This is a genomic window from Actinomadura hibisca NBRC 15177 (genome assembly GCF_001552635.1).
Lineage (GTDB): Bacteria > Actinomycetota > Actinomycetes > Streptosporangiales > Streptosporangiaceae > Spirillospora > Spirillospora hibisca.
In genome coordinates this window covers 16392-39543 of sequence record NZ_BCRO01000031.1, presented here as the reverse complement: position 1 = coordinate 39543, position 23152 = coordinate 16392, and the positions used below count along the sequence as shown (strand labels likewise).

At 72.9% G+C, this 23152-nt stretch carries 18 protein-coding genes and 1 pseudogene; 7 read left to right on the top strand and 12 right to left on the bottom strand.

Annotated features, from left to right (window positions below):
• Positions 1-126: 126 nt before the first annotated feature.
• Together AH6_RS47205 and AH6_RS47200 are read right to left on the bottom strand one after the other, a co-directional pair.
• Positions 127-450, bottom strand: coding sequence for a WYL domain-containing protein (locus AH6_RS47205; RefSeq protein WP_444978622.1), 324 nt, complete (start codon positions 448-450; stop codon positions 127-129).
• A gap of 44 nt (positions 451-494) precedes the next feature.
• A pseudogene (locus AH6_RS47200) lies at positions 495-734 on the bottom strand (WYL domain-containing protein); the annotation flags it as partial.
• On the opposite strand from AH6_RS47200, the gene AH6_RS45910 reads away from it, so the two are divergent.
• The 4 genes from AH6_RS45910 (at position 726) to AH6_RS15560 (ending at position 3162) form a co-directional block, all read left to right on the top strand.
• Positions 726-1070, top strand: a complete 345-nt coding sequence (locus tag AH6_RS45910) for a hypothetical protein (protein ID WP_245679338.1) — start codon at positions 726-728, stop codon at positions 1068-1070. The pseudogene AH6_RS47200 and the gene AH6_RS45910 sit on opposite strands and share 9 nt — an antisense overlap.
• A 296-nt stretch (positions 1071-1366) precedes the next feature.
• On the top strand, positions 1367-2011 hold the full coding sequence (locus tag AH6_RS15570; RefSeq protein ID WP_067479994.1) for a class I SAM-dependent methyltransferase: 645 nt from the start codon (positions 1367-1369) through the stop codon (positions 2009-2011).
• 120 nt (positions 2012-2131) lie between these two features.
• Positions 2132-2749, top strand: a complete 618-nt coding sequence (locus AH6_RS15565) for a DUF6230 family protein (protein WP_067479993.1) — start codon at positions 2132-2134, stop codon at positions 2747-2749.
• A gap of 2 nt (positions 2750-2751) precedes the next feature.
• Positions 2752-3162 carry a DUF6114 domain-containing protein gene (locus AH6_RS15560; protein ID WP_083982893.1) on the top strand — a complete coding sequence of 137 codons (411 nt, stop codon included), beginning with the start codon at positions 2752-2754 and terminating at the stop codon, positions 3160-3162.
• On the opposite strand, the gene AH6_RS15555 is transcribed toward AH6_RS15560, so the two are convergent.
• Both AH6_RS15555 and AH6_RS15550 read right to left on the bottom strand, forming a co-directional pair.
• Positions 3131-3526, bottom strand: a complete 396-nt coding sequence (locus AH6_RS15555) for a lipocalin-like domain-containing protein (RefSeq protein ID WP_067479989.1) — start codon at positions 3524-3526, stop codon at positions 3131-3133. The genes AH6_RS15560 and AH6_RS15555 overlap by 32 nt on opposite strands.
• Before the next feature lie 59 nt (positions 3527-3585).
• Positions 3586-3894, bottom strand: a complete 309-nt coding sequence (locus tag AH6_RS15550; RefSeq protein ID WP_067479987.1) for a hypothetical protein — start codon at positions 3892-3894, stop codon at positions 3586-3588.
• 95 nt (positions 3895-3989) lie between these two features.
• Between AH6_RS15550 and AH6_RS46625 the strand changes: the two genes are divergently transcribed.
• Complete coding sequence (locus tag AH6_RS46625) at positions 3990-4115, top strand: hypothetical protein (RefSeq protein ID WP_281180241.1); 126 nt, start codon at positions 3990-3992, stop codon at positions 4113-4115.
• 21 nt (positions 4116-4136) lie between these two features.
• On the opposite strand, the gene AH6_RS15545 is transcribed toward AH6_RS46625, so the two are convergent.
• Together AH6_RS15545 and AH6_RS15540 are read right to left on the bottom strand one after the other, a co-directional pair.
• The gene (locus tag AH6_RS15545) at positions 4137-7115 is read right to left on the bottom strand and encodes a TIR domain-containing protein (RefSeq protein ID WP_067479985.1); all 2979 of its coding nucleotides are present in this window, start codon (positions 7113-7115) and stop codon (positions 4137-4139) included.
• The gene (locus tag AH6_RS15540) at positions 7112-8848 is read right to left on the bottom strand and encodes a RyR domain-containing protein (RefSeq protein WP_067479983.1); all 1737 of its coding nucleotides are present in this window, start codon (positions 8846-8848) and stop codon (positions 7112-7114) included. Before AH6_RS15540 ends, AH6_RS15545 begins: the two co-directional genes overlap by 4 nt.
• Before the next feature lie 143 nt (positions 8849-8991).
• Between AH6_RS15540 and AH6_RS15535 the strand changes: the two genes are divergently transcribed.
• Entirely contained in the window at positions 8992-9477 is a 486-nt protein-coding gene (locus AH6_RS15535) for a hypothetical protein (RefSeq protein ID WP_157431497.1), read from the top strand.
• 11 nt (positions 9478-9488) lie between these two features.
• Here AH6_RS15535 and AH6_RS15530 read toward each other — a convergent pair whose 3' ends face one another.
• On the bottom strand, positions 9489-12383 hold the full coding sequence (locus AH6_RS15530) for a TIR domain-containing protein (protein WP_067479979.1): 2895 nt from the start codon (positions 12381-12383) through the stop codon (positions 9489-9491).
• A gap of 498 nt (positions 12384-12881) precedes the next feature.
• Between AH6_RS15530 and AH6_RS15525 the strand changes: the two genes are divergently transcribed.
• Positions 12882-14255, top strand: a complete 1374-nt coding sequence (locus AH6_RS15525) for a hypothetical protein (protein WP_067479978.1) — start codon at positions 12882-12884, stop codon at positions 14253-14255.
• Positions 14256-14321: 66 nt separating this feature from the next.
• Here AH6_RS15525 and AH6_RS15520 read toward each other — a convergent pair whose 3' ends face one another.
• From AH6_RS15520 to AH6_RS15500, 5 genes are all read right to left on the bottom strand, one after another.
• Complete coding sequence (locus AH6_RS15520; RefSeq protein WP_067479976.1) at positions 14322-16358, bottom strand: catalase; 2037 nt, start codon at positions 16356-16358, stop codon at positions 14322-14324.
• A 286-nt stretch (positions 16359-16644) separates the two neighbouring features.
• Complete coding sequence (locus AH6_RS46620; RefSeq protein ID WP_067479974.1) at positions 16645-18918, bottom strand: tetratricopeptide repeat protein; 2274 nt, start codon at positions 18916-18918, stop codon at positions 16645-16647.
• Positions 18919-18952: 34 nt separating this feature from the next.
• Entirely contained in the window at positions 18953-19492 is a 540-nt protein-coding gene (locus AH6_RS15510; protein ID WP_067479972.1) for a DUF742 domain-containing protein, read from the bottom strand.
• 70 nt (positions 19493-19562) lie between these two features.
• Positions 19563-21923, bottom strand: coding sequence for a sensor histidine kinase (locus AH6_RS15505; RefSeq protein WP_169807862.1), 2361 nt, complete (start codon positions 21921-21923; stop codon positions 19563-19565).
• Positions 21924-22235: 312 nt separating this feature from the next.
• Positions 22236-23129, bottom strand: coding sequence for a terpene synthase family protein (locus AH6_RS15500; RefSeq protein WP_067479968.1), 894 nt, complete (start codon positions 23127-23129; stop codon positions 22236-22238).
• Positions 23130-23152 lie beyond the last annotated feature (23 nt).

Here is a 23152-nt window from a genome sequence, read left to right as displayed (position 1 = left end):
AGCCCGGTAGTCGGATGAGCTTCTAGTCAGCTCGTCGACACGCAGCGACCGGCTCCTGTTCGGCGCCCCGAACCACTCCAGTGTTCGGGGCGCCTTCGCATGTTCCCGGGGAAGTGCGGCCGGGCGTCAGAAAAGTCCGTAGGCCCGAGCGAGCACGCGCACGTTGTCGGCCATGGCCCGGCGCAGTTCGGGAGGCGCGACGACCTCGACGTCGACGCCGAGCCGTAGCAGCTCGCCGCAGGAGTGCGCGGTGCTCTCGGTCGGGATGACCGCCTCGACCCATCCGTCGTCGCCGGCGGCGGTCGCGGTGGCGTCGACCGCCCGCGCCACCTCCGGGGGGACGTTGTCGGGCAGGCGGCGGAGGCCGTGCGGGGACAGGCGGACGGTGGCGGTGCCGGTGTAGCGGCGCGCCTCGAAATCGGCGAGGTAGGAGGCCCAGTGCGCGGCCAGGTCGAAGTCCTCCGGTCGAACCGCTCGTCGCTCACCGTCGCGTCGAGGACCTGGGCGACCCGGTAGGTGGCGATCCGGCTCTGGGAGGCGGCCATGAGGTACCAGACGCCGGATTTGAGCACGAGGCCGTAGGGGCGAAGGCGGCGGTCGACCTCCTGCGGCGCGCGCCAGCGCCGGTAACGCACGTCGACCGCGCGCCGGGTGAGCACCGCGTCGACGAGCAGGGGCAGGTGCGGCGTCTCCTCGGGCTCGCGGTACCAGGCCGGAGCGTCCAGATGGAACACCGCCGCGATCCGCGCCGCCTCCTCGCGCGGCCCCGCAGGCAGCGCGGCCAGCAGCTTCAGGCGTGCCGCCGTCACCTCCGCCGCGAGCCCCAGGTCGGCGGCGGGCTCGGGCAGCCCGGCGAAGAACAGCGCCCGCGCCTCGCCCTCGCTCATGCCGGTGAGGCTGGTGCGGTAGCCGTCGAGCAGCGGGTACCGGACGAGGAGGCCCACCACCGTCACCTCGCCGAGGTGCAGGCCCACGCACGGGAAGAGGTCCTGCCGGGCATCGAGCGGGAGCAGACGGCATCCCCTCAGGTACTCCGGCTGGCGCCCACGGCCCGCTCGCTCGTCCGCTGAGGGCCCCTGAAACGACCAGGGGAGCGCGAGGTGACTCACTCGCGCTCCCCTGGCCCTGTCCGGGCTGGCCTTCCGTAATCCGAACCGCTCAGCTCGCTGCTTGCCGGTGGCCGCCGACCCGCTACTGCTACCTTGCCCTTTCGGACATTTGCTCAAGGTTAATGATCGCCGATCTTTGGTCAAAGGAGCGGCGGTCTCCCACCGCACGTGGCTACGCACCACCAACCCCGCCGTCAAGCTCCGGGTTTCGCGGGTCCGGTGCCGGTGCGGCGGGGGAGGGCCTAGGGTCCTGGGCCGTGACTGGATCTTCCTCGTACCTCGATGTGACGGCGGACGCCTACGATGCCGTGGCCGTCCTCTACGCCGAACTCTTCCGCGACGAGCTCGACGCCGTTCCGCTGGACCGCGCGCTGTTCGCCGCGTTCGCCGAGTTCGCCCGGACCGCCGACGCCGGGCCCGTCGCCGAGCTGGGGTGCGGACCCGGGCGGATCACCGCACACCTGCGGGACCTTGGGCTGGAGGTCTTCGGCGTCGACCTGTCGCCGGTGATGATCGACCTCGCCCGCCGGGCCTACCCGGACCTGCGGTTCGAGGTCGGGTCCATGGACGCGCTGGACCTGCCCGACGGCACGCTGGGCGGTGTCGTGTCCTGGTACTCGATCATCCACGCCCCGCCGCAGGAGGTGCCCGCGTACTTCGCCGAGTTCCGGCGGGTCGTCGCGCCCGGCGGACACCTGCTCCTCGGCTTCTTCGAGGCGGGGGACGCTCCGGTCACGGCGTTCGACCACAAGGTGACGACGGCCTACTGTTGGCCGATCGACGACCTTGCGAAACTGGCCGGTGAAGCCGGGTTCCGCGAGATCGGCCGGATGTTGCGCGAACCCCTGGAGGGAGAACGGCCCCTCCGCCACGGCCGCCTGCTGATGCGCAGAGGCGAATGACTCACGTCGGCCGGTGCACGGCACGGAGCGTCATGTCCACCACCTCATTGTGACTGCGTGTAATGATGTGTCGTGATCTTGAGGGGTGGGGCGTGCCGGGGGCGGCACCGGGGTGGCCAGGTGGGACGGGCGCGCATCCGGTGGGGCCGGTTCGGGGTGACGCTGGTGGGATCGCTGCTGGTGGCGGGGGTCCTGGGTGTGGCGGTCGGGCAGGGGAGCCTGGCGGCGTCGTTCGCCGTGTCGGGCCGCCAGATGAAGGTGTCGGCACAGCGGATCGAGGGCCGCGGGTACGCGACCTACCCGTCGGTGGTCACGACCGCCGACGGCCGCAGGCACCCGGTCACGGTGCTGGCGATCAGGTCGGCGCGGATCAGGGGGTTCTGCCAGTCGGCGGTGGTGCGGACCCCGCTGGGCCGGTACGTGTTGCGGCTGGATTCGGCGCCCGGCCAGACGGCGACGGTGAAGAACCTGCTGGTGTCGGCCACCCGCCTGGACGCCGATCTGGACTTCTCCTCCCTGCAACTCAACCGGGACGCGGCGACCCTGGACGCCGTGCCGGGCGCGGTGGGCAATCCGGGCCAGTTCGGGTTGCAGGCGCTGAACTTCACCGTTGACGACGTCAAGGTGGACTCGTGGTCGCTGCTGTCCAGTTCGATCCGCGTGCAGGGGTTCCGGCTGGCGATCGGCCGCGGCGAGCGCGAATGCTTCGGCTCGTCCCGACGGGCGGGGGAGCAGTGACGATGGCCTCTGTCGCCGCGTGGCGGCACCGGCGTCCGTTCGGCGCCGGGCTGCTGACCATGCTCGCCGGGGCCGAGATCCTGCTGACGCCCGTCGCCGGTGTCGGGCTGGTGGTGCATCCGGGGTTCGCCGGGCAGGCCGGGCTGGTGCTCGGGATCGTGCTCATCGGGCTGGGCGCGCTGTTCTGGCTGGTGCCCGCCCAGCGTGCCTGCACGGCGGTGTTCACCATCGCCGCCGCGCTGGCCGCGCTGCTGGCGGCCAACCTGGCCGGATTCGGGATCGGCCTGCTGCTGGCCCTGACCGGGGCCGCCGCCGGTATGGCCTGGACGCCCGCCGAAGCTCCGCGCGCGGGAAGGCATTCGAGGAACGTCCCGAACCGGCTCAGTCCGGACGCGTCCAGACCAGGTCCATAGACCAGCCGCGCCAGGCGGCGGTCAACGTGAGGACGTCGGGGTCCTGCTGGAGCCGAGCGGCGCGCCGTTGGGTCCGGCCGGGCCGCAGCGGCAGGGTTGCCATCGCAGGCTGGTGCAGCATCTGCGCCGGGCTGCCGGGTCGGGTGGCGTCGACGGCGAAGGTCCCCGCATAGGCGATCGTCTTGCGCAGCGGTCCCAGGCTGACGCTCAACGTCACGGAGAAATGCCGGTCGGCGCTGTAGAACAGCAAGCCCTTCCAGGCGGACGCGGGCATGGGACGGCCCTTGCCGCCTCGCCTCAGGAGGACCCGGTGCAGGGTCCAGGCACCGGTCAGCCGCTCGGGAGTGATCGTGTCATTGGACATGATCCTTCCAGGCTAGGCGACGGGCGGCGGACCGCCCCTCGGCGGGGCGGCCAACCCCGTCAGAGCAGGTGCAGGCGGACCTGCTGGAGCAGCCGCTGGCGCTGGACCTCCTCGTCGCGGTCGCGGGGACGGAAGGCCACCAGTCCCTCCTCCATGACCTGCCAGAACTCCCGCGTCGGCGACAACATCCCCTGGCTCAGCAACCGCCGGATCTCAGGCAGCTCCATCCCGCCGACCTCGGTCGACACGCGGCGCTGGTCGCGGTACAGGTCCTGCTCCTGCCGCATCGCGACGATGGTCCCGGCGATCGCCGCGAGCGCGACGACGGTGACCGTGACGATGGTGTGGGGGGCCAGTCCGAAGTCCATGCACCCAGCATAAAGATCATCACACCGTCCGGCCAGACGGTGCGGTGCGGCCGACCCGTCGATCAGGCGGCGGGGGCCGGGAGGAACCCCACCGGGTGGAGATCATCTGGTCGGGCGTGGGCGGCGTGGCGGCGGTCAACCCGTCCCCGACGATCGCCGCGATCGTCGAACGTTGCCTGGACGAGATCCTCACCAAGGACTTCGGGCCTCCCGCCAGATGACAGGCGGGCTCGGGGGAGTCGTCAGGTCAGCCCCCGTCCACGGGCCACCTTCAACAAGGTGTCCGCGTCGCCCAGCAGCGGGCAGTCGAAGACGCGGGCACCGCGGTCCAGGCTGGTGGTCACGACCTGCCGGCCGCCGGGGGCGAAGTGGGCCGAGCGCACCTCGTGCCCGTGTCCGCGCAGGACTCCGGCGGGCTGGCCGGTGGCGACGCGCCAGATCCGGGCGGTGCGGTCGCTGCCGGAGGTGAGCAGGAACGCGCCGTCCGGACCGAACTCCGCCGTCCACACCTGCCCCGCGTGCCCGCGCAGCAGATGGATCTGGCGGCCGCTGCGCGCGTCCCACAGCCGAGCGGTGTCGTCCTGGGCGGCCGTGGCGACCAGGCGGCCGTCGGGGCTGAACGCCGCCGACCGGATCGCCTCGATGTGGCCGGTGAGGGTGGCCCGCAGCCGTCCGGTCCGCAGGTCGTACACCCGGGCGGAGCTGTCCTGGGAGTTGCGTTCCAGATCCTGCCCTCCTCCGGTCACCAGCGCGGTGGAGTCGGCGTTGAAGGCCATCGTGAAGACTCGGTCCTTGGCGGGCGGCAGCCGCCACCGCAGGCGGCCGTCGCCCGCGTCGAACACCAGCGTCTGGCCGTCGATCTGCCCCACGGCGACGTACCGGCCGTCCGGGCTGAACACGACGGCGCTCACCAGGTGGGGGACGGCCTGCGCCAACCGCGCCGTCACCCGCCCGCCGGGGAGTTCCCGCACCTGCGGCGGTTCCCGACCGGCAGGGAACGTCACCGCCCTGGTCACCTTCCGGTCCACGGCGTTGTAGCTGTAGAAGCCGGTCTCGGAAGGCAGGTCGGCGGTCCAGCGGCCGGTCGCGGTGTCGAAGGTGGTCACCAGCCCGTTGGCGTCGACGCCGACGCGCCGCCGGTCGGGCGAGACGCGCAGGTGGGGCTCCAGGCGGACGCCGCCGGGCGCCGGAGCCAGCCGCCGCGTCGCCAGCGTCCGCCCGTCGTCCGCCCCGATGACCCGCGCCTCCTGCGGGCCGACCACCAACAGTCGGCCGTCCGGCAGGAACCCGGCGTCCTCGGCCCCGCCCGGCAGTTCGGCCGTGAACCGCGGGCGGTCGGCGTCGGCGGCCCAGAGCCGGACGGTGCCGTCCTCGCTCGCCGTGGCCAGCAGGCGGCCGTCCCGGTCGGCGGCGGCGTCCCAGATGTTGCGGGTGTGCCCAGCCAGGACGGTGTGCTGGGCGCCGCTGCGGCCGTCCCACAACCGGGCGGTCCCGTCATAGGAGGCGGTGGCGACCTCGCGGTCGTTGAGGAACAACACGCGGCGCACGGCGGCGGTATGCCCGCGCAGCGTCGCCACCGCGCGGCCGTCGCCTGCGTTCCAGACCCGCGCGGTGAAGTCGGTGTCCATCCGGGGACTGTCGGCGGCTGTCGCGACCAGTGCGCCGGAGGAGCTGAACGCCACGCCGCGCACTGGGTCCCCGTGCCCGCTGAGCTCGGCTTTGCGGTGGCCGGTGCGCGCCTCCCACAACATCGCCTTGGTGTCGAAGCCGCCCGTCACCACAGTGCGCCCGTCCGGGCTGAAGGTGGCGACCGACACGCTCGGATGCTCCAGCGCCGACACCTGGTCGCCGGTGGCGGCGTCACGGACGACGACCCGCTCCGGCTCCCGTGCCAGCACCAGGCCGCCGCGCGCGCTGAAGTGGGGCGCGTCCATGAAAGAGGCGGTGTCGGCGAACCGGGACAACTGCCGTCCGGTGGCGGCATCCCACAGGCGGCCCGTCTCGTCGTCGCCGGTCGTCAGCACCCGGTCGCCGCCGGGGGCGAACTCGACGATCCGCACCGGCCTGCGGTCGTGCCCGCGCAGCTCGGTGGCCGCCCCCGTCCGCAGATCGACCAGAGCCGCCCCGCCATCGCCGTCACCGACGGCCAGCCGCCGCCCGGCGGCGTCGAAGGCCAGGGTGATGACCGTGGCGGGACGGGTGGCGAGCCTGCGGGCGGTCCGGCCGGGGACGTCCCACAGGTACACCTGGCCGCGGCTGTCGCCGTAGGCCATCTGGCGGCCGTCCGGGGACAGGGCGACGTCGCCGATCGCCCCGTCGCCGCGCAGCACCGCGCGCACATGGTCGAGGCCCAGCCCCTGCCGCAGCGCCTCCACCGCCTCCGAGGTGGCGTGCCTGCGCACCGCCCTGGCGGCGAGCGCGGCACCGCCGTGCGGATCGGTGGCGAACAGGTCGGCAGCGTGCGCGGCCATCTCCCGCGACTCGGCTATGGCCGCCCGCCGTTCGGCGGTGTCGCGCTGGCGCACCGCCACGACGGCGGCGGCGACGGCTGCGACGGCCAGCACGGTGAGCGCCGCCACGGTCGCGGTGACCACCCGGCGGAACCGCCGCCGCTGGCGCACCTCCTCGCCGAACATCTCGTCCTTGGGCCGCCCGTGCAGGGGCGCGGCGATGTCGGCGACCGCCTGGACGAAGCGCGGCTCGGCCCGCAGCCGCTCTGGGGCGATGCCGCGCAGGTCGCCCCAGAGCGGCTCCTCGGCGAACAGGCCATGGGCGGCCTCGGGCAGGCAGTCGGTCCGGTCCCGGGCGAAGTCGCCGAGGGCGTCGTCCCAGCCGATGCGCCCGGCCACCACCACGACGAACACTGGCGCCCGGCCGCGCTCCCGCCGCCAGAAGGCGATCTCCTCCTCCACCCACCGCGACCGGGCGGCGGCGGGGGAGGCCAGCACGATCAGGGCCCGGCTGCGGCGCAGGTGGTCGTGCAGGGAGGAGCGCAGCCCGGGACCCGCGGGCAGGACGGCGCGGTCCCGGAAGATCCGCAGGGCGCGCGTCCGGTACCAGGGCTTGACGAAGCGCGCCAGGGCCCGGTGCAGCTCCTCGCACACCGCCTCGTCCTGCCGGGCGTAGGACAGGAAGGCGTCGAACCGCACGCCGTCCGGCGGAGCGGTGGGGCGCGGCGCGACCGCCGACGGCTCCCCGTCCGGCCGCCGGGGCGCGTTCACGCGGTCCCGCCGGTGTCCGGGGCGGTCCGCGGCAGGCGCACGATCTGGAAACCGGCGTCGGCGAGGATGCGCGGCAGCGCGCGCACCGCGTCCCTGTCCTTCTCGCGGTTCTCCTCGTCCAGCGCCGCCCAGTCCTTCATCTGCGGGTGCAACCGGCGCTCGTCGTCGCGGTGGGGACCGAAGCTCCAGCCCGCCCGCCCGCGTTCCTCGACCCAGCGGACGTGCTCGACGCGCGCCAGCAGCTCGACCTCCTCGTCCTCGAAGCAGAACGGCGGGCCCTCGCCGACGTGCGGGGCGAGCGTCGCGCCCACGGCCGCGAGCTTGCCGCTGATGCCCAGGGCCTGCTCGCGGTTGGCGGTGCGCAGGTCCTCCGGCAGCCGCGCCCAGGGCACCAGCGCCGGGTTGTCCCACCGGGTGCGGCCGCGCCGGGTCTGGTTGACGACGTAGTGGTCGTGGATGGCGCGGGCGAGCTGCTCGATCAGGTCGTCGCCGATCCGCGCCGGGTCGCAGGCGGCGTCCAGCACGCCGTGCACCACCAGCCGCCCGGCGAGGCCGTCCAGCAGGGCCCCGCCGTCCCGGGCGGCGAAGGCCCGCCCGTAGGTGGTGTCCTGGTCGACCGCCACCACGATCGAGCCGGGCGCGCCGCGCCAGAGCCGCACCGAGGCCAGCGCGGTGTGCAGGGCCAGGTCGGGGTCCCGGTGGCACAGGATCGTGCGGTCCGGCGGGGCGTCGCCGACCGCCTCGTCGAGCCGGAAGTCCTCGGGCGCGAGGTCTATCGCGACGGTCTCCCACGACCGGAGGATCGGGTAGCGGCGGACCAGCCCGTCCAGGATGCGCCGGGCGTCGCGGTCCACGGCCGTCAGGACCGGGCGGCGCGCGCCGTCGGGCGTGCCGGGCGCGGGCTCCAGCAGCCGGTGCTGCCGGGCCAGCTCCACCACCGTCTCCCGGCCGAAGCCGTTGAGCCCGAGGACCAGGAAGCTCCGGTCACCGGGGTTCAGGGGATGGGTCTCCAGGAGCACGCGCGCCGCGATCTGCGCCGGGTTGAAGAAGTCGAGTCGGAAGCCGCCGGAGCCGCCCAGCCCGAGACGGCGGGCGCGCAGCACCTGGCACAGGTCGGGATCGTTCACGTACATGTAGGTGCGGAACGGCCGGGCCTTGCGGCCGGGCAGGAGCCGCTGGGCGGTCAGGGCGACGCGCGCGTTGGCGGCGCTCTCGGAGCCGAACGCGTACAGCGCCTTGGCGCCGCGCAGCCCGGCGGCCAGGAGCAGGTCGCCGTCGGTGGCGTCGCCGCTGAGATGGCGGCGGTGCAGCGGCGCGCCCTCGCCCGCCGGGCCGATGGTGATCACCCGTTCGCCCGCCGCGGCCAACCGCTCCGCCAGGACGCGCGGGGCCGGACCGTCCCCGCTGACCAGGCAGTGCCCGCGCGCCCGGCTCAGCCGGAAGCGCCGCAACCGCTCGGCGCAGAGCGTCCAGACGGCGTCGACGATGGCGTAGACGGTGACGGCCGGGGCGAGGAACCGGGCGATCTCCAGGGCGACCGGGTAGGGGCCCTTGCCGTCCAGGGGAGTCGGGTCCAGCACGTAGAGCTGCAGGGAGTAGTACAGGACGTCGGCGGCGCTCCGGCCCAGGTCGGGCCGCCGTTGCAGGTACTCCTCGAATCCGACGACGCCCAGCAACAGCGCGGTCGGCGCGGCCAAGCCGAACAGCAGCCGCAGGATCGCTCTGCGTGACACCCGTGGTGCGAACCGTTCCCCTGACATCCGCCGCCTCCGGCTCTTCGCGCGCGACCCCGACGGTCGACATCCTTGTTCCGGGCCCGCCCGCGCCGGCGGCCTTGGCCGCTGCCGGTCAGGCCGCCGCTGCCACCATGGGCAACGTGATCATCGTTTACGCGGGACGGCGGACCCTGGCCGATCCCGGGCGCACCGCCCGCGCTCTGGGGCGGTTCCTCGACCACCATCGGCCACGGCTGGTGGTCGGCTCGGCCGCCGCCGGGACGGATCTGCTGCTCCTGGAGGAGGCCGGACGCCGCGAGGTACCGGCGCACGTGGTCCTGCTGGGCGATGCGGCCCGGTTCCGGGAGGTGTCGGTCGCCGACCTGGGCGCGGAGTGGACGGGCCGCTACGACCGGATCGTCGCCGACCCTTCGGTGACGTTGTCCTTCGTGCCCGGTACCGATGACGGCGGGATCGGCCATCGTGCCGTGAACGATCTGATCGTCGCGGTGGCGGGGGAGGCGGGCGAGCGGGTCGAGGCCGTCGTCGTCCAGAGCCGCGACCTGCCCGGCGGCGAGGTGACGGGGCATCTGGCGCGCTCCTGCCGCGAGCGGGGCTGGCCTGTGACCGAGTTGCCCGCCTGCTGAGCCGCCGTCCGTCAGCCGCACCTGGAACCCGCCGGCGCGCCGATCCCGGTGTAGCGCCGCCACTGGTCGTCGGTGAGGTCGTGCCCGGCGGCGTCGCAGGCGACGCGCAGCCACTTCTTCTCGTCGAAGGACCACTGCTGCAACGCTCCCTGGTCGGACGGGCCGTCCGACGGGATCGCGACGAACAACGTCGATCCGTCGGGAGAGAACCGCAGGGCGATGGAGCCCGAGATGGGAGGCTCCTGGACGGGGACGACACCGACCGCCGCGCTCGAACCGAGGTCGGAGACGACCGCCTTGCCGTCCGACCGGAGCCGGACCAGTAGATTCGCGTTGTCGGTGGTGAGGGCCGGGTAGCGGCCGTCACCCGGGATGGTCCGGACGAGGTCCCGGCCGTTCGGGGAGCGCACCTCCAGCGATCCGTTCGTACGTTGCACGAGGACCCGGCTCCCGGCGAACCCGACCAGGCCGACCTCGTCATCGCCCGGGATGCGCTCGGCGCGGCCGTCGCGAGTGCTGAGCAGGAGCGCGTAGGTCCTGTCGGTGCTGTTCGAGCCGTTGGCCGCGATGATCGCCTGCTGGCGGGTGGGATCGAAGTCCATCTCTCCCACATGGATCGTTGTGGTGTCCTCCAGCTGCGGAGGCCCGGTCCGGTCGTTCACGACCTCTCCCGTCGCGGCATCACGGGTGACGACGCGGCCCGAGGAGCGGAATTCGAGGAGGTGCCCGTCCCGTCCGGCCCATCCGGTCATGACGACGGGATCGTCCTCGGCGGTCTCGCCGAGCTCTGGTCTGGACGGCCATGTCGCGAGCGTCGTGGCGGCGGTCCCGCCGCCGCGGACCTCGCCGCCGCCGTCCCTCGGGGTGGGCAGGAACAGCCGGTCGCCACGCGCGCTCCACAGGGGAGGACCGTAGACGCCGTCCAGCAGCTCCTTCCGCAGCACCGTGGGAGGCGTGGACGAGGAGAGGTCCTTGACGGCGACGGTCTCGCCGTTGCCGTCGAGGACGGCCACCGCCCGCCCGTCGGGCCGCACCGCGATGCGGGGAGCGCTACAGGCCCGGCAGCCGAGCGGGATTTCGAGCCGGTGCGTCGAGCCGATCCGCGAGGTCTGCCTCAGGTCCCACAGCGTGACCATCTGCCCGGAGGCGGACAGGAGCCTGTCGTCGCCCTGGCCGAAGAAGCTCAGCGTGTCGGTGTTGACCGACTCGTTGCCGGTGAGCACGGTCACCTTGCCGTTCTGGCCGCGCCGGGCCGCGCTCGTCGAGACGTGGATCCCGCCGGGACCGGCGACGGCGAGGCGCTTCCCGTCCGGGGCGACCGCCATCGCGCTCGGGTAGTCGACGCCCGCCTTCCCCCACAGCGGCGGATGGTCGTAGCTGGCGGAGGTGGCATCGGTGCGCCAGATCTGGAACTCCGTGTTCCCGTTGCTGTAGGTGAAGTACCGCCCGCCCTGGGACAGGGCGCTGGAGAAGTCGTAGGTGCCGAAGCCGGGGCCGACCGGGTCGCGCATCTTCCAGGCGGGCACCGCGTGGCGCGTCCAGTTCCCGGCGGTGCCGTCGAAGACGACGACCTCCTTCTCGTCCGGCATGCTGAGGCGCGAGGGCCAGCGCACGGTCCGGCTCCGGTGCCACGCGCCCGTGGCCCGGTCGAGGAGGTTCAGCGTCGGGGCCTCGTCGTACTCGGCGTCCGCTCGTTCGGTGGTCATGGCGACGCGGGCGCCGCCGGGCGACACGGTGATCAGTTTCGGGAGCCATCCGGCGGGGACGGCGAGCGGGGCGTCGCCCCGGCCCGCGGTCCACAACACCGCTGCCGTCCTGCCCGCCGCCGCGATGACCCTGCCGTCGGCGCTGATCCCGACATCGGCGACCTGGTCGGGCAGCTTGGCCAGCTTCGTTTTGCCCACCCTCGATCCGGTCCCGGGATCCGTCCCGACGTCCCAGCGCAGGACGTCGCCGCCACGGGTCCCGGCGACGATCACCCGCCCGTCGGCGGAGCCGGCCAGCGCCGACACCTGATCGCCCGCGTCCAGATACCGCACGAGATGCGGGCTCGCCAGCACCGACCGCAACAGCGCGGCGCGGGTCTCGGCGTTGCGGTCGCGCCGGTAGGCGGCCACCGCCATCGGCTGGGCGAGATCGAGCCGGTCGTCGAGCAGGGTCGTGGAGACGGCGGCGAGCTGGCGGGCCTCGGCGATGCGGGCGCGCTCCCCGGCCTCGTGGCTCTGGTCGACGGCGAGCCAGGCCGTCACACCGGCCAGGACCGTCAACACGGTCAGGACGGCCACGGTCGTGGTCACCACGCGGCGCGTCGTGCGCCGCTGCCGGAGGTGCTCGCCGACCATCTCGCTCTTGGAGAGGCCGCGGATGGGCGCCGCGACCGCGGCGACCATCAGGTCGGGCAGCCTGCCGTTCGAGACGACGTCGGCCAGGGCGGCGTCCCCCGGTTCCCGCGGCCCCTCCGGCATGAGATTGCGCAGATCGACCCAGGTGGGAGGCTGGGGATAGACGCCGAACAGTTCCTTCGGGAGCGCGTTGGTCGTGTCCCGGTCGAAGTCCCCGTCACCCCAGTGGATCTCGCCGGAGGTCAGCACGATGAGCAGGCGTTCGCGCGCCTCGGGCCGGTGCTCCAGCCACCAGGCCACTTCGCGGGCCACCCACCCCGAGGCGGCGGCCCGCGGAGAGGCCATCAGCACCAGCCACTGCGAGGCTTCGAGCGCCCGCTCGATCGTCGGCCAGAGGGCGGGCGCGGCCGCGAGATCGCTCTCGTCGCGGAAGACCCGCATCGCGCGGCTCTTCCACCAGGGCCGCGCGAGCCGCTGCATGGACCGCTGCAACGCCGCGGCGGTGTCGATCTCGGTGTGGCTGTAGGAGATGAAGGCGTCATACTCATGATCTGTGCCGAGCATTCCCACCTGGCCTTCGGAACGAAGAGAAATGATCTTTAGGTGAAGTGCCGCTCGTGCGAGAAGACGCCCGGATTTCCACGGTGGTTCACCGGGTGGAGTTGCGATCGGGTAACGGCGGGAGCTTCTCGGTGACGGTGTCCGGGTCGCTTTTCCAAAGAAGCTGTGCATTGCGGAATGCGGCATTACGGTTGTGCCGTCTCCGGTTCGGTCCGTGGCGGGTCAAGGCAGGTGCGGATGGCGTCGATCCTCGCTGGACGAAGTCGCGCGAAAGCGCTGGTCTTCCTTTCCGCCGCCGTCGCGGTCGTCGTCGCCGTGGGCGTGGCGCTCTGGTTGCCAAAGGACGGGCCCGACCGCGGCTCCTTCACCGTCACGGAGAAGGGTGGCCACTTCCGGTCCGGCCCGATAAAGATCACTTTTCCGCCGGGGGCGGTGGACGGCGAACACCGGCTCACCATGACGGGGCCGCGCCCGGCGGCATTGCGTCCACCGCTCAGCGAAATGGCCCCCTCCGCCATCGAGATCACCATCGAGTTGGACGGCGGGCGGGGCCGGTTGCGGCCCGGTAAGACCCTTCTCCTGGAGGCGGATCTCGGCCCCTTGGCGCTCAGGAATCCCGCCACCGCGATGTTGTTCACTCCGGGCAAGGCGCCCTTCAGGCTCCCGTACGAACGTGTGCCGTCCCGGCGGGAGGGCGCCTTCCTCAAAGCGAATCTCACCCACCTCTCGCCCTTCGTCTTCCTTTCCCCCGAGGCTGACGCGTGGCTCCGGAACGTTTATGAGGAGACCACGAAGCGCGCAGGGGACGTCCTCGCCTGGACCAGGACGAACGCTCTTCCACAGGGGATCGACAAGGACCCGCCGAACGGCTGCGCGCGCGAACTCTCCACGGCGGCGGGCAAGGTCGGCTTTCCTCCGGCAAGCCAGGGCAACTGGCAGCGGGGCAGGGACAGCGCCGTGCATCCGTGCCTCAAGGCCGTGGCCGGGTCGGTCAGCCTGGAGGTGACGAACAACGCCTTTACCTACTGGGCGGTGAAGGCGACGCCGGGCGTCACCTTCGAGGCCCGGAACGAGAACCTCGACGCCGACCTGACCGTCAGGGTGCTGGAGACCGTCCTCGCCGCCAAGGGCGTCAAAGCGCACCTGTCCCGGCAGGGCGTCCTGCTCGCCCGGCTCGAAGCGGAGAACCCGACCGCCCTGCTCCAGCTGCGTCCGGACGACGGAGCCTTCCACGCCGAGGAACTGGTCGTGGTCCTGGGACTACTGGTCGGCCTCCTCGGCGGGGACACCGGTGAGATCTCGCGCCTGCTCGACACCGCGTCGGTGGTCGACTGCCTGCGCGGTCTCGGGGACGCCGCCTCCGACGGCGCCATCGCGACCCGCGTCACCGGCCTGCTCGACGCCGCGACCAGCGTCTGCGGCGAGAAGATCGCCGAGGGGCTGGGGTACCGGGTCGCCCTGGACCGGAATGCCTGGAACGACACCTTCGCGAAGAAGCTCGCCGTCTTCCAGGCCATCGGCAAGGCCGCCGGCGGGCTGCTGGGCGGGGTCGACGCGATGCGCCGGAAGTTCAGCGGTCCGGTCACCGTCGCCGTCGCGACGGCCCGTCCGGTGGCCTGCCTGACCGCCGCCGAGTTCCAGCGCCTCGGCCTCTACCGGCCGCCGCCCGCCGCCACCGGGTTCCGGGTGCACCAGATCGAGTGCGGCGGCGGGTACGCGGCCGTCCGGTTCGGCGACAGCGTCGCGTCCAGGAACATCTACCTGCTCCAACGCGCCGATGACGCCTGGCGGCTGGTCTACAACAACGAGGGCGCGGAGGAGGGGCGGCCGTGCGACAAGGTCACTCCCAACGTCGCCCGCCTCCTGGGCTGCTGAGCGCCGGTCCGGGAACGGCGGAATCCCGCCCGATCGCATCGGGCGGGATTCCGGTGGCCGGGTGGATCAGGCCGAGAAGGCGGCGACGTCGCGGTCGTAGAAGCGGTGCCCGGCGATCGCCTGGGCGAACTGGTCGGCCAGCGCGGAGGCGGAGTCCGGGCCGATCACGCCCAGGTCGCTCGGCAGGTTCGCCGCCTCCAGCAGCGGCCGGGCGTCGGCGAGCACGCCGATGGCCTTGCCGTGCTTGAACGCCTCGCGGACGAAGTGCACCGCGTCGCCGGTCTCGGCCAGGTCCTGCCCGGCGGCCAGCAGCACCGCGTCGTACAGGACCGAGGAGGCCGCGCTGACCTGCCGGTCCACCGTCAGCGAGCCGGCCTCGCCCTCGTGCGGGGCGACGATCTCGCAGATCGCGCCGCGGTCGGTGAGGGCCTGGCGGACGGCCTCGACCTCACCGGCGTCGCTGGCGTCGGCCACCAGGATCGCGATCTTGCGGGTGGCGATCGAGTCGTGCGGCTGGTCGGCCTGGCTGAGGGCGGGCGAGGACTTGCCGTGGTTGGGCGTGCCGCCGCTCGGCGCGGGCATGCCGAGCCCGGCGGCGACCTGGGCGGCCAGGTCCTGGTCGACGTGCGTCAGGTGCTCGACGACCTTCTCCTTGATGGAGCGGCGCTCCACGTGGCCCAGCTCGAACAGGAAGGCGCTGACGATGTGCCGCTTCTCCCAGTCGGCCATGCTGTTCCAGAACAGCGTGGCCTGGCTGTAGTGGTCCTCGAAGCTGGGGCTGCGCTTGCGGATCTTGTTGCCGTCCACCCGCTCGGTGTAGTGCTTGAAGACCCCCTCCATGTCGCCGCTCCCGACCCCGGTCATCGGGCAGCCGCCGCTGATGGAGTTCTTGGAGTAGCTGGTGCGGCTCTGGTGGATCATGTGCTGGTGGTAGCCGTCGCGCTGGTCGTTGTGCACCGGCGCGACCGGCCGGTTGATCGGGATCTGCGGGAAGTTGGGGCCGCCCAGGCGGATCAGCTGGGTGTCGAGGTAGGAGAAGTTGCGGCCCTGGAGCAGCGGGTCGTTGGTGAAGTCGATGCCGGGCACCACGTTGGCGGTGCAGAAGGCGATCTGCTCGGTCTCGGCGAAGAAGTTCTCCGGATTGCGGTTCAGCACCATCGAGCCGACCGGCCGCAGCGGGACCTCCTCCTCCGGAATGATCTTGGTGGCGTCCAGCAGGTCGAAGTCGAACTTGTGCTCGTCCTCTTCGGGGACGAGTTGCACGCTCAGCTCGAACTCGGGGTAGCTGCCGGTCTCGATGTTCTCCCAGAGGTCGCGGCGGTTGAAGTCGGGGTCGTTGCCCTGGACGCGCAGCACCTCGTCCCACACCAGCGAGTGCGTGCCCAGCTTCGGCCGCCAGTGGAACTTCACGAACGTGCCCTTGCCCTGGGCGTTGACGAGCCGGAAGGTGTGCACGCCGAAACCCTGCATCATGCGGTAGCTGCGCGGGATCGCCCGGTCCGACATCAGCCACATGATCATGTGCATGGTCTCGGGCTGGAGCTGGACGAAGTCCCACAACGTGTCGTGCGCCGACTGCGCCTGCGGGATCTCGTTGTGCGGCTCGGGCTTCACCGCGTGCACGAAGTCGGCGAACTTGATCGCGTCCTGGATGAAGAACACCGGCATGTTGTTGCCGACCAGGTCGTAGTTGCCCTGGCGGGTGTAGAACTTCGTCGCGAAGCCGCGCACGTCGCGCACGGTGTCGGCCGAACCGCGCGACCCGGCGACGGTCGAGAACCGCACGAAGACCGGCGTCACCTGGGAAGGGTCGGTCAGGAAGTCGGCGACGGTGTACTCGGCCAGCGAGTCGTCATAGACCCGGAACTGCCCGTACGCCCCCGCGCCGCGCGCGTGCACGACGCGTTCGGGGATGCGCTCGTGGTCGAAGCGCATCGTCTTTTCCCGGAAGTGGAAGTCCTCCAGGATCGTCGGGCCCCGCTCGCCGATGCTCAGGGAGTTGTCGGTGTCGTCGACGCGTACGCCCTGGTCGGTGGTGTAGCGGGTCCCGTCGGAATCGACGCGGTGGGCATCGAGCTGCCGCTGCTTGTCATCCTCCGTCATGTGCTCCCCTGGTGATCTCTGCCGCCGGCCGTAGGAGGACCGCAGCAGGACCTACCCGGCGGGATGATCAGTGATCGACTCCGCACGCCAAGGTTCGGCAAGGGATGGACAGGTGCGGGATCCCGGCGTTGACCTGCCAGGACGCCGGAGAGGCGGCGGCTCGCCCGGCGGCGCGCCGTCCGGGTTATGCGGGGGCCGTTCGGGGCATGAGTTGATCAGCCCGGCGGCAGGATGGGGAAGTTCTGCTGCCGGGTCCCATCCTCCGGTCGTCCGACGGGCGCGGTCTCTACTCGTCCACGACCGTTTGCAGGGCTTCCACGGCCTCTCGGTGCGCGAGTTCGTCGCCGACCTCCTGGAGGGCGGTGGCGGCTTCGGTGAAGGCTGCGGCGGCCTGCTGGTCCTGGCCGGTCCGCCGGAGCGTCCGGCCCAGTCCGATCAGCGCCAGCCCTTCGCTGTGCCGGTCGCCGACCTCGTGGAAGATGGCGGCGGCCTCTCGGTGGGCGGCGACGGCTTCCTCAAGGCGCGGTGTCTCCGCCAGGGCGAGCCCCAGATTGCCCACCGCCTGGCCCTCACCGTGCCGGTCGTCGACTTCGCGGAAGAAGACGGCGGCCTGGCGGTGGGCGGTGACGGCCTCCTCGAACCGCCGCGTCTCCGCCAGCGCGAGCCCGCGGCCGTTCAGCGTTTGGGCCTCGCCATGCCGGTCGCCGATCTCACGGCAGATGGCGGCGGCCTGCTCGTGGGCGGTGATCGCCTCTTCCAGCCGCCGCGCCCGGCGCAGCGCGACCCCCAGATTGTTCAGCGCCCGGCCCTCGCGTTGCCGGTCGCCGATCTCGCGGTAGATGCCGGTGGCCTGCCGCTGGACGGTGACGGCCTCGTCGGAGCGCCGCACATGCAACAACGCGGTCGCCAGATTGTTCAGCGCCGCGCCCTCGCCGTTCCGGTCACCGGATTCACGCTCCAGCCTGACGGCCTCCCGGTGGGCGGTGATCGCCTCCTCGAAGCGCCGGAGCTGGCGCAGCGCGATGCCCAGGTTGTTCAGCGCCCTGCTCTCGCGGTGGTGGGCACCGGTGCGGCGGGCGGTGTCGCGGGCCAGGGCGGACAGGGCGAGCCAGTCGGAGAAGCGGCGTCGCCGGCTCAGGTAGTGCGCCAGGTCCAGCGCCAGGGTGATGGCGGTCTCGGGGTGCGGGGCGGCGGCGGTCCGGGCGGCGGCGGCCAGGTTGGGGAACTCGGCGTCCAGCCACTCCAGCGCGTCGGCGCGGGTGGCGAACCGGCCTCCGGCCGGAGCGGTCGCCCGCACGCTCACATGGGCGACCGTGGCGTCGACGGTGTCGGCGTAGTGCCGCAACAACCTCTCCAGCGCCTGTCCGGCGTCGTCATCACCGGTGACGAGGGTGGTGGCGTAGGCGGTGACCAGGTCGTGCATCCGCCACCACCCGTACCGTTCGGCCTCCTGCACCAGGTGGGCGGAAGCCAGCGCCTCCAAGGTCTCCTCGGCCTGCTCCTCGTCCAGCCCGGTCAGCGCGGCGACGGCTTCGGTGGAGACCTGCGGGCCCGGGTTGAGCGCCATCAACCGGAAGACTCGTTGCTGCGCCTCGTCCAGGGCCCCGTACGACAGCGCGAACACCGCGTTCACCTCACCGGCGGGGGAGTGCCCGGCCTCCAGACGGGCCACCGTCTGCGCGAGGGGCTTGCGGGGCCGGGCCGCCAGCAGCGCCGCCACGATCTGGACCGCCAGCGGCAGGCCCGCGCACCACCCGATCAGGCGTTCCGCGTCCTCGGCCTGGGAGATGAGACGCGGGTCGGGGGCACCGAGCTTGAGTTCCAGCAACCGGGCCAGCAGTTCCATCGCCCGCTTCGACGGCAGGACGTCCAGGTCCAGCAGCCGCCCGCCCAGGCGCTCCAGGGTGTGCCGGGAGGTCACGATCACCGGCCCCACCCCGGGCAGCAGAGCGTCCGGGGGCGTGGCCGGGGAGACGTTGTCGACCACCACCAGCACCGGGCGCCCCGTCGCCGCGTAGGCGTGCAGCACCGCCCGGTACAGCTCCCCGCGCTCCTCCGCCTCGGCCGGGATGACCTCCTCCGGCACCTGCAACCGGCGCAACAACCGGGCCAGCGCCGTCCCCGCTTCAAGACGCCGCTCGGGCTCGTAACCGTGCAGGTCGATCGCCAGCACCCCGCCCGCGAACCATCCCCGCGCCAACGCCGCGTGCGCGGCCTGCACCGCCAGTTCGGTCTTGCCGACACCGCCCAGCCCCGCCACCGCCGACACCCGCGCGACCCGCGCGCCCGACGCCTTCGGATCGATCAGCCCCAGCAGTTCGGCCAGCGTCTCGCTCCGGCCCACGAACTCCGCCGTCGGCGCTCGCAGCCCGTTCACCGCCGACGGCACCTCGGCGGGCAACCGGAAGGTGACGGGACCGTTGACGTCCCGCGCCTGGATCACCGGCCCGCGCACCACGCCCGAGAACTCGTTGGCGGCCGCCGGGCCCGGCGCGTCGCTCCGCGCGCCCTCGGGAACGGGTCCGTCCTGACCGTGCTCGCGCCGCGCTCGCCCCGTCATGACCGCATTCTCCCCTCCGCCGAGCCGCTGCGCGTCAAGGAACGGGGGCGTCGGTCCCTTCGCCCAGAGCCTCCAGCCCCTCCAGAAGCGCCTGGTAGGTCCGGGGGTCGGCGAGCGTCGCCTCCGGCTCGGCCTGCCGGATGCTGACCAGCCCGACGGTCGCCAGATCCGCCAGCAGTCCCCGCACCAGCGCGATCGGCAACCCGGGCGGACCGGTGAGATCGGCGACCATGCGGGCTCCCAACCGCTCCGCCAGATCCTCTGACGGGACCGACGAGCCGGAGCCCACGCCGGTCCGCTCCTGCCGGCTCAGACCGGCGGCCAGGTACATCACGGCCTCCGGCCCGTCCTGGCACAGCCGCAGCAACGTCAGGTGCTCGGGCCCGAGGCCGAAGGCCCGCTGGCGCTCCACGACCTCGCCCGTGCGGCGGTCCTGCTCCGCGTAGGTCCGGGCCTCGGCGTCGATCTCCTCGCGGGAGACCTCGCTGCATACCACCGACAACCAGTCGACGCGCCCCACCGCCCGGTCACGCAGCCGCGCCAGGTGCTCCCGCGTGGCCTGGTCGAGCAGCATGTACGGACGTACTCCACTCGGGCCGGGCCCGGACGCGCCGGACGGGTCAGAGGTCACGGGAACGGCCCGCCTACCGGTCGTCGCCGGGGCCGGGATCCTGCTGGACGCCTTCACCGGTCTCGTCGGTCCCCTGCGAGGCGTCCGCGCGGCCCTGCTGGGTGCCGCGCTGGAAAGCGCTCATGGTGGACCGGACGTCCTCGGGGGAACGCCCGGCGACGACGGAGTCCGCCTCGGGCAGCTCGTCCAGCGACACGTTGGTCTGGAGCTGCGGCGCGAGGCTGGCCTGCGGCGTCCGCATCGGCAGGCCGCCCGGCGTCTGCTGCCGGGCCGGGGGGACGGCGCGCTCGGGGGCGGCGTCCTCGACCGGGCGGATCGGCGCCGCGACCTGGACGGGGCGGGGGCCGGTGTCGATGGAGGGACGCTGGTCGTCCGCGGCCTGCTCGTCGGCCGGGGCCGCCTCTTCGGTGTCGGGCAGCACGGCCACGGGGGCCAGGCGGCGCGGTCCTTGGGGCGGGGACGACGGCCGTTCCGCGAGCGGTGCGGTCCCCAGGTTCCGCAGGCCCGAGCGGTCGCGCGTCTGCGGCGGGTCCTGCTCGAACAGCTTGTTGGGCAGCAGCACCACCGCCTGGACGCCGCCGTAGGCCGAGGGCTGGAGGGTGACGGTGATGCCGTGCCGCTGCGCGATCATGCCCACCACCAGGTGGCCGAGCTGCCCGCCGCCGACGGCGTCGAACGGCGGGGGCGAGGCCAGGATCTGGTTCGCGCGGGCCAGCTGCTCGGAGGACATGCCCAGGCCCTTGTCCTGGATCTCCACGGCGAGCCCGTTGGCGGTCGTGGTGGTGGTGATGGTGACGCTGGTGTCGGGCTGGCTGTAGCTGAGCGCGTTCTCCAGCAGCGCGGCGAACAGGTTGGGCAGGTCGTAGGCCCGCCCGTTCAGCCAGCGCGTCTCGACGTGGGTCAGCTGGATGCGCTCGTACCCCTCGACCGCGCCCATCGCCGCGCGGATGACGTCCAGCAGCGGCAGCGGGCGCCGCGAACTCTGGTGCTTCACCTCGCCCGTCGCCACCAGGGCGTTCACGGCCTGCCGGCCCAGGCGGGTGACGATCTCGTCGACCTTGACGACCTTGCCGTACAGCTCCTGCTGGTCGGCCAGGTCCTCGCGCCGCTCCAGCTCGTCGAGGTGCTTGTGGGCCTGGACCACCAGCGACTGGGTCCGCCGGGCCAGCTGGGCCTGGACCTTGGCCGAGCCCTGGCGCAGCTCCGCCTGCTTGACGGCCGCGGCGATCGCGGACCCCCGGACCTGGTTGAACGCCTGGCCGACCCGGCCGATCTCGTCGTCGCCGAAGGCCAGCGGCGGGGCCTCGGCGGCCACGTCGACCTTCTCGCCGCGGCTGAGGCGCTCCATGAGGGTGGGCAGGCTGTGCTCGGCCAGCTCCGTCGCGGCGATCTGGAGCCGGTGCAGCTGGCGCAGCAGGGTGCGGCTGGTGGTGAAGGCCAGCACGATGGAGGTGACCACGGCCAGCAGGCCGAGGCCCGCCACGATCACCAGGCGCACCAGCACGCCGTAGCCGACCGGCGTGGCGCGCTCGACGACCGCGTCACCGCCGACGTCGATGGTCTCGTCCAGCCGGGTCAGCACCGGGCGGGTGGCCGCCTGCCACTGGAGGGCCGTCACGCCCACGGTCGGCTTGGTCTTGGCCCTGGCCCGGACCGGCTGCTGCAGCACCCGGTCCTCCACGCCGCGTAGCTGGGTGTACACCGAGCTCTGCATGAGGGAGCGCAGGCGCTGCTGGTCGTCGGGCGGCAACTGGCCGGAGACCTCCTGGAGCGCGTGCCGGGTGATCCCCACGGCCTGCCCGAACGCGACGAGCTCGCCGGGACCGAAGCGGCCCTCGCCGATCACGCTCGCCAGGTAGGCGTCCTCGCGCGACAGCAGCTCCCGGGCGCGGGTCAGGGCGATCAGGGCGCGGCCGTCGGCGCTGACGTCCAGGTCGTCCAGCTCGGCGTTGGCGCTGGTGATGGCGAAGGCCGCGTCGATGATGTCGTTGTAGGGGCGGGCCGCCGCGTCCCGGTCGGTGGCGGCGGAGGCGGCGGCCGCGCGGGCCGCGCCGAGGGTGCGCAGCCGCTGGTCGGTCAGCCGGACGGCGGCCTTGATCTTCTTGCCCTCGGCCTGGTGCGCGCTGCGCCGCCACACGATGATCGCCTCGTCGGTGCGGGCCTGCTGGGCGGCCAGCCCCGGCGCCATGCCACCGCGGCGGCGGGCGCCCAGGTTGGCCAGCGCCGCCCGCCGCTCGTCCTGGAGCGTGCTGATCAGCGTCTTGGAGGGACGCCCGGCGGTCTCGTCGCGCGCGGCGGCCTGGAGCAGGTTCCAGCCGTCGCCGACGGTCACCCAGGCGGCGAACCCCCACAACAGGACCAGCGAGACCAGCACTGAGGTGATCTTGAACCTCAGCCGGATCCGGCGAGATTCGGGGGGAGAGCGAAAGCGCATCGGGGCAACGTCCTAGCGGTGGCCGGGGGAGCAGCAGGGACGGCAAGGTCAGGCACCGGCGCGGCACGGCGTGCTCGGGGAGAGCAGGCCGTCACGGACGCGGCCGGACGCCTGATTGCACGTGCAGCACCTTAGCAACGCCGGTTTCGTATTGATCACCGAACATCCCGTTAACCGCCGGAAAGAACGCCGGTCGTTGGACCGGTCACGGCCCGCCGCGCCGGACTTGCGTTGACCGGCCGGCGGGCGGCGTCATAGCTGTCCCCAGTAGTCGTTGCCCGCGCCGTAGAAGTCCCGGCTGAAGGCGAGCTGGCGGCTCAGGTAGTCGACCTCGTGCGGGCAGGCGGCGCGCAGGGCGTCGCACTCGTGCTCGAACCGGTCGGTGAGGTCGCGGAGGCGCCGTCCGAGCTGGTCCGCATCGGCGATCATGTGCGCGTTGAGGTCGCCCCACCCGCGATCCCGGTGCAGGGTGGCCTGGTCGTTGTACAGCCGCAACATCCGCTGGACGGTGTCGCTGAGCGGCACGAGGGCCGCCAGGTGCCGCAGGGCGACGGGGTCGCCCTGGCGGATCCAGTGGCAGACGTTGACCCAGGTCGAGCCGAAGTTCGCGGCGTTGTCCAGGTACTGGTCGAGCGTGATCGGCGCGGGTGCGCCGGGCGGGGACGACGCCAGGGTGGTCTTCCAGTCCCATTCGCGGGCCATGGCGCGGAGCATGCGTTCCAGCTCCGCGCGCCACAGGGGCCGTAGTTGTTCGAAGGCGTCGTGACCGGCGAGTTCGTCGCGCACCTCGGCCAGCAGCGCGCCCAGGGAGTTCGCGGGATCGGCGCCGTCGGCGACGTCCAGGCACTGGTCGACCAGCTGGAGGATCCGACCGGCCTCGGTGGCCTGGTGGTCCACGATCCAGTCCAGCGCGAAGATCCACAGAGCGGCGCGGGCCGCGGGCCTCAGCTCCTCCGCGCTGCACCAGGGGGCGCCCCAGGCAAGCGGCTGCGCCAGCTTGACCGCCAGTTCGGTGCCCAGCGGCCGCTCCGGGAAAAGGTCGGGGTGGGCGCGCATGCGCGCGTGCAGGTCCTCCCCGATCTGCGTCAGCAGGCGCATGTCCCGGTCAGCCTGGCGTGCGTCGGCGTTGTCCGCGAACTCGTGCAACGGGTCTCCCTGGGGTCACCGGC

Bases quoted from the DNA above. Each gene is read 5' to 3' on its own strand.
- AH6_RS15520 (WP_067479976.1), bottom strand. From the start codon at position 16,358: ATGACGGAGGATGACAAGCAGCGGCAGCTCGATGCCCACCGCGTCGAT.
- AH6_RS15550 (WP_067479987.1), bottom strand. From the start codon at position 3,894: ATGGACTTCGGACTGGCCCCCCACACCATCGTCACGGTCACCGTCGTC.
- AH6_RS15525 (WP_067479978.1), top strand. From the start codon at position 12,882: ATGGCCCCCTCCGCCATCGAGATCACCATCGAGTTGGACGGCGGGCGG.
- AH6_RS15530 (WP_067479979.1), bottom strand. From the start codon at position 12,383: ATGCTCGGCACAGATCATGAGTATGACGCCTTCATCTCCTACAGCCAC.
- AH6_RS15560 (WP_083982893.1), top strand. From the start codon at position 2,752: ATGGCCTCTGTCGCCGCGTGGCGGCACCGGCGTCCGTTCGGCGCCGGG.
- AH6_RS15555 (WP_067479989.1), bottom strand. From the start codon at position 3,526: ATGTCCAATGACACGATCACTCCCGAGCGGCTGACCGGTGCCTGGACC.
- AH6_RS45910 (WP_245679338.1), top strand. From the start codon at position 726: ATGGAACACCGCCGCGATCCGCGCCGCCTCCTCGCGCGGCCCCGCAGG.
- AH6_RS15510 (WP_067479972.1), bottom strand. From the start codon at position 19,492: ATGCTGCTCGACCAGGCCACGCGGGAGCACCTGGCGCGGCTGCGTGAC.
- AH6_RS46620 (WP_067479974.1), bottom strand. From the start codon at position 18,918: ATGACGGGGCGAGCGCGGCGCGAGCACGGTCAGGACGGACCCGTTCCC.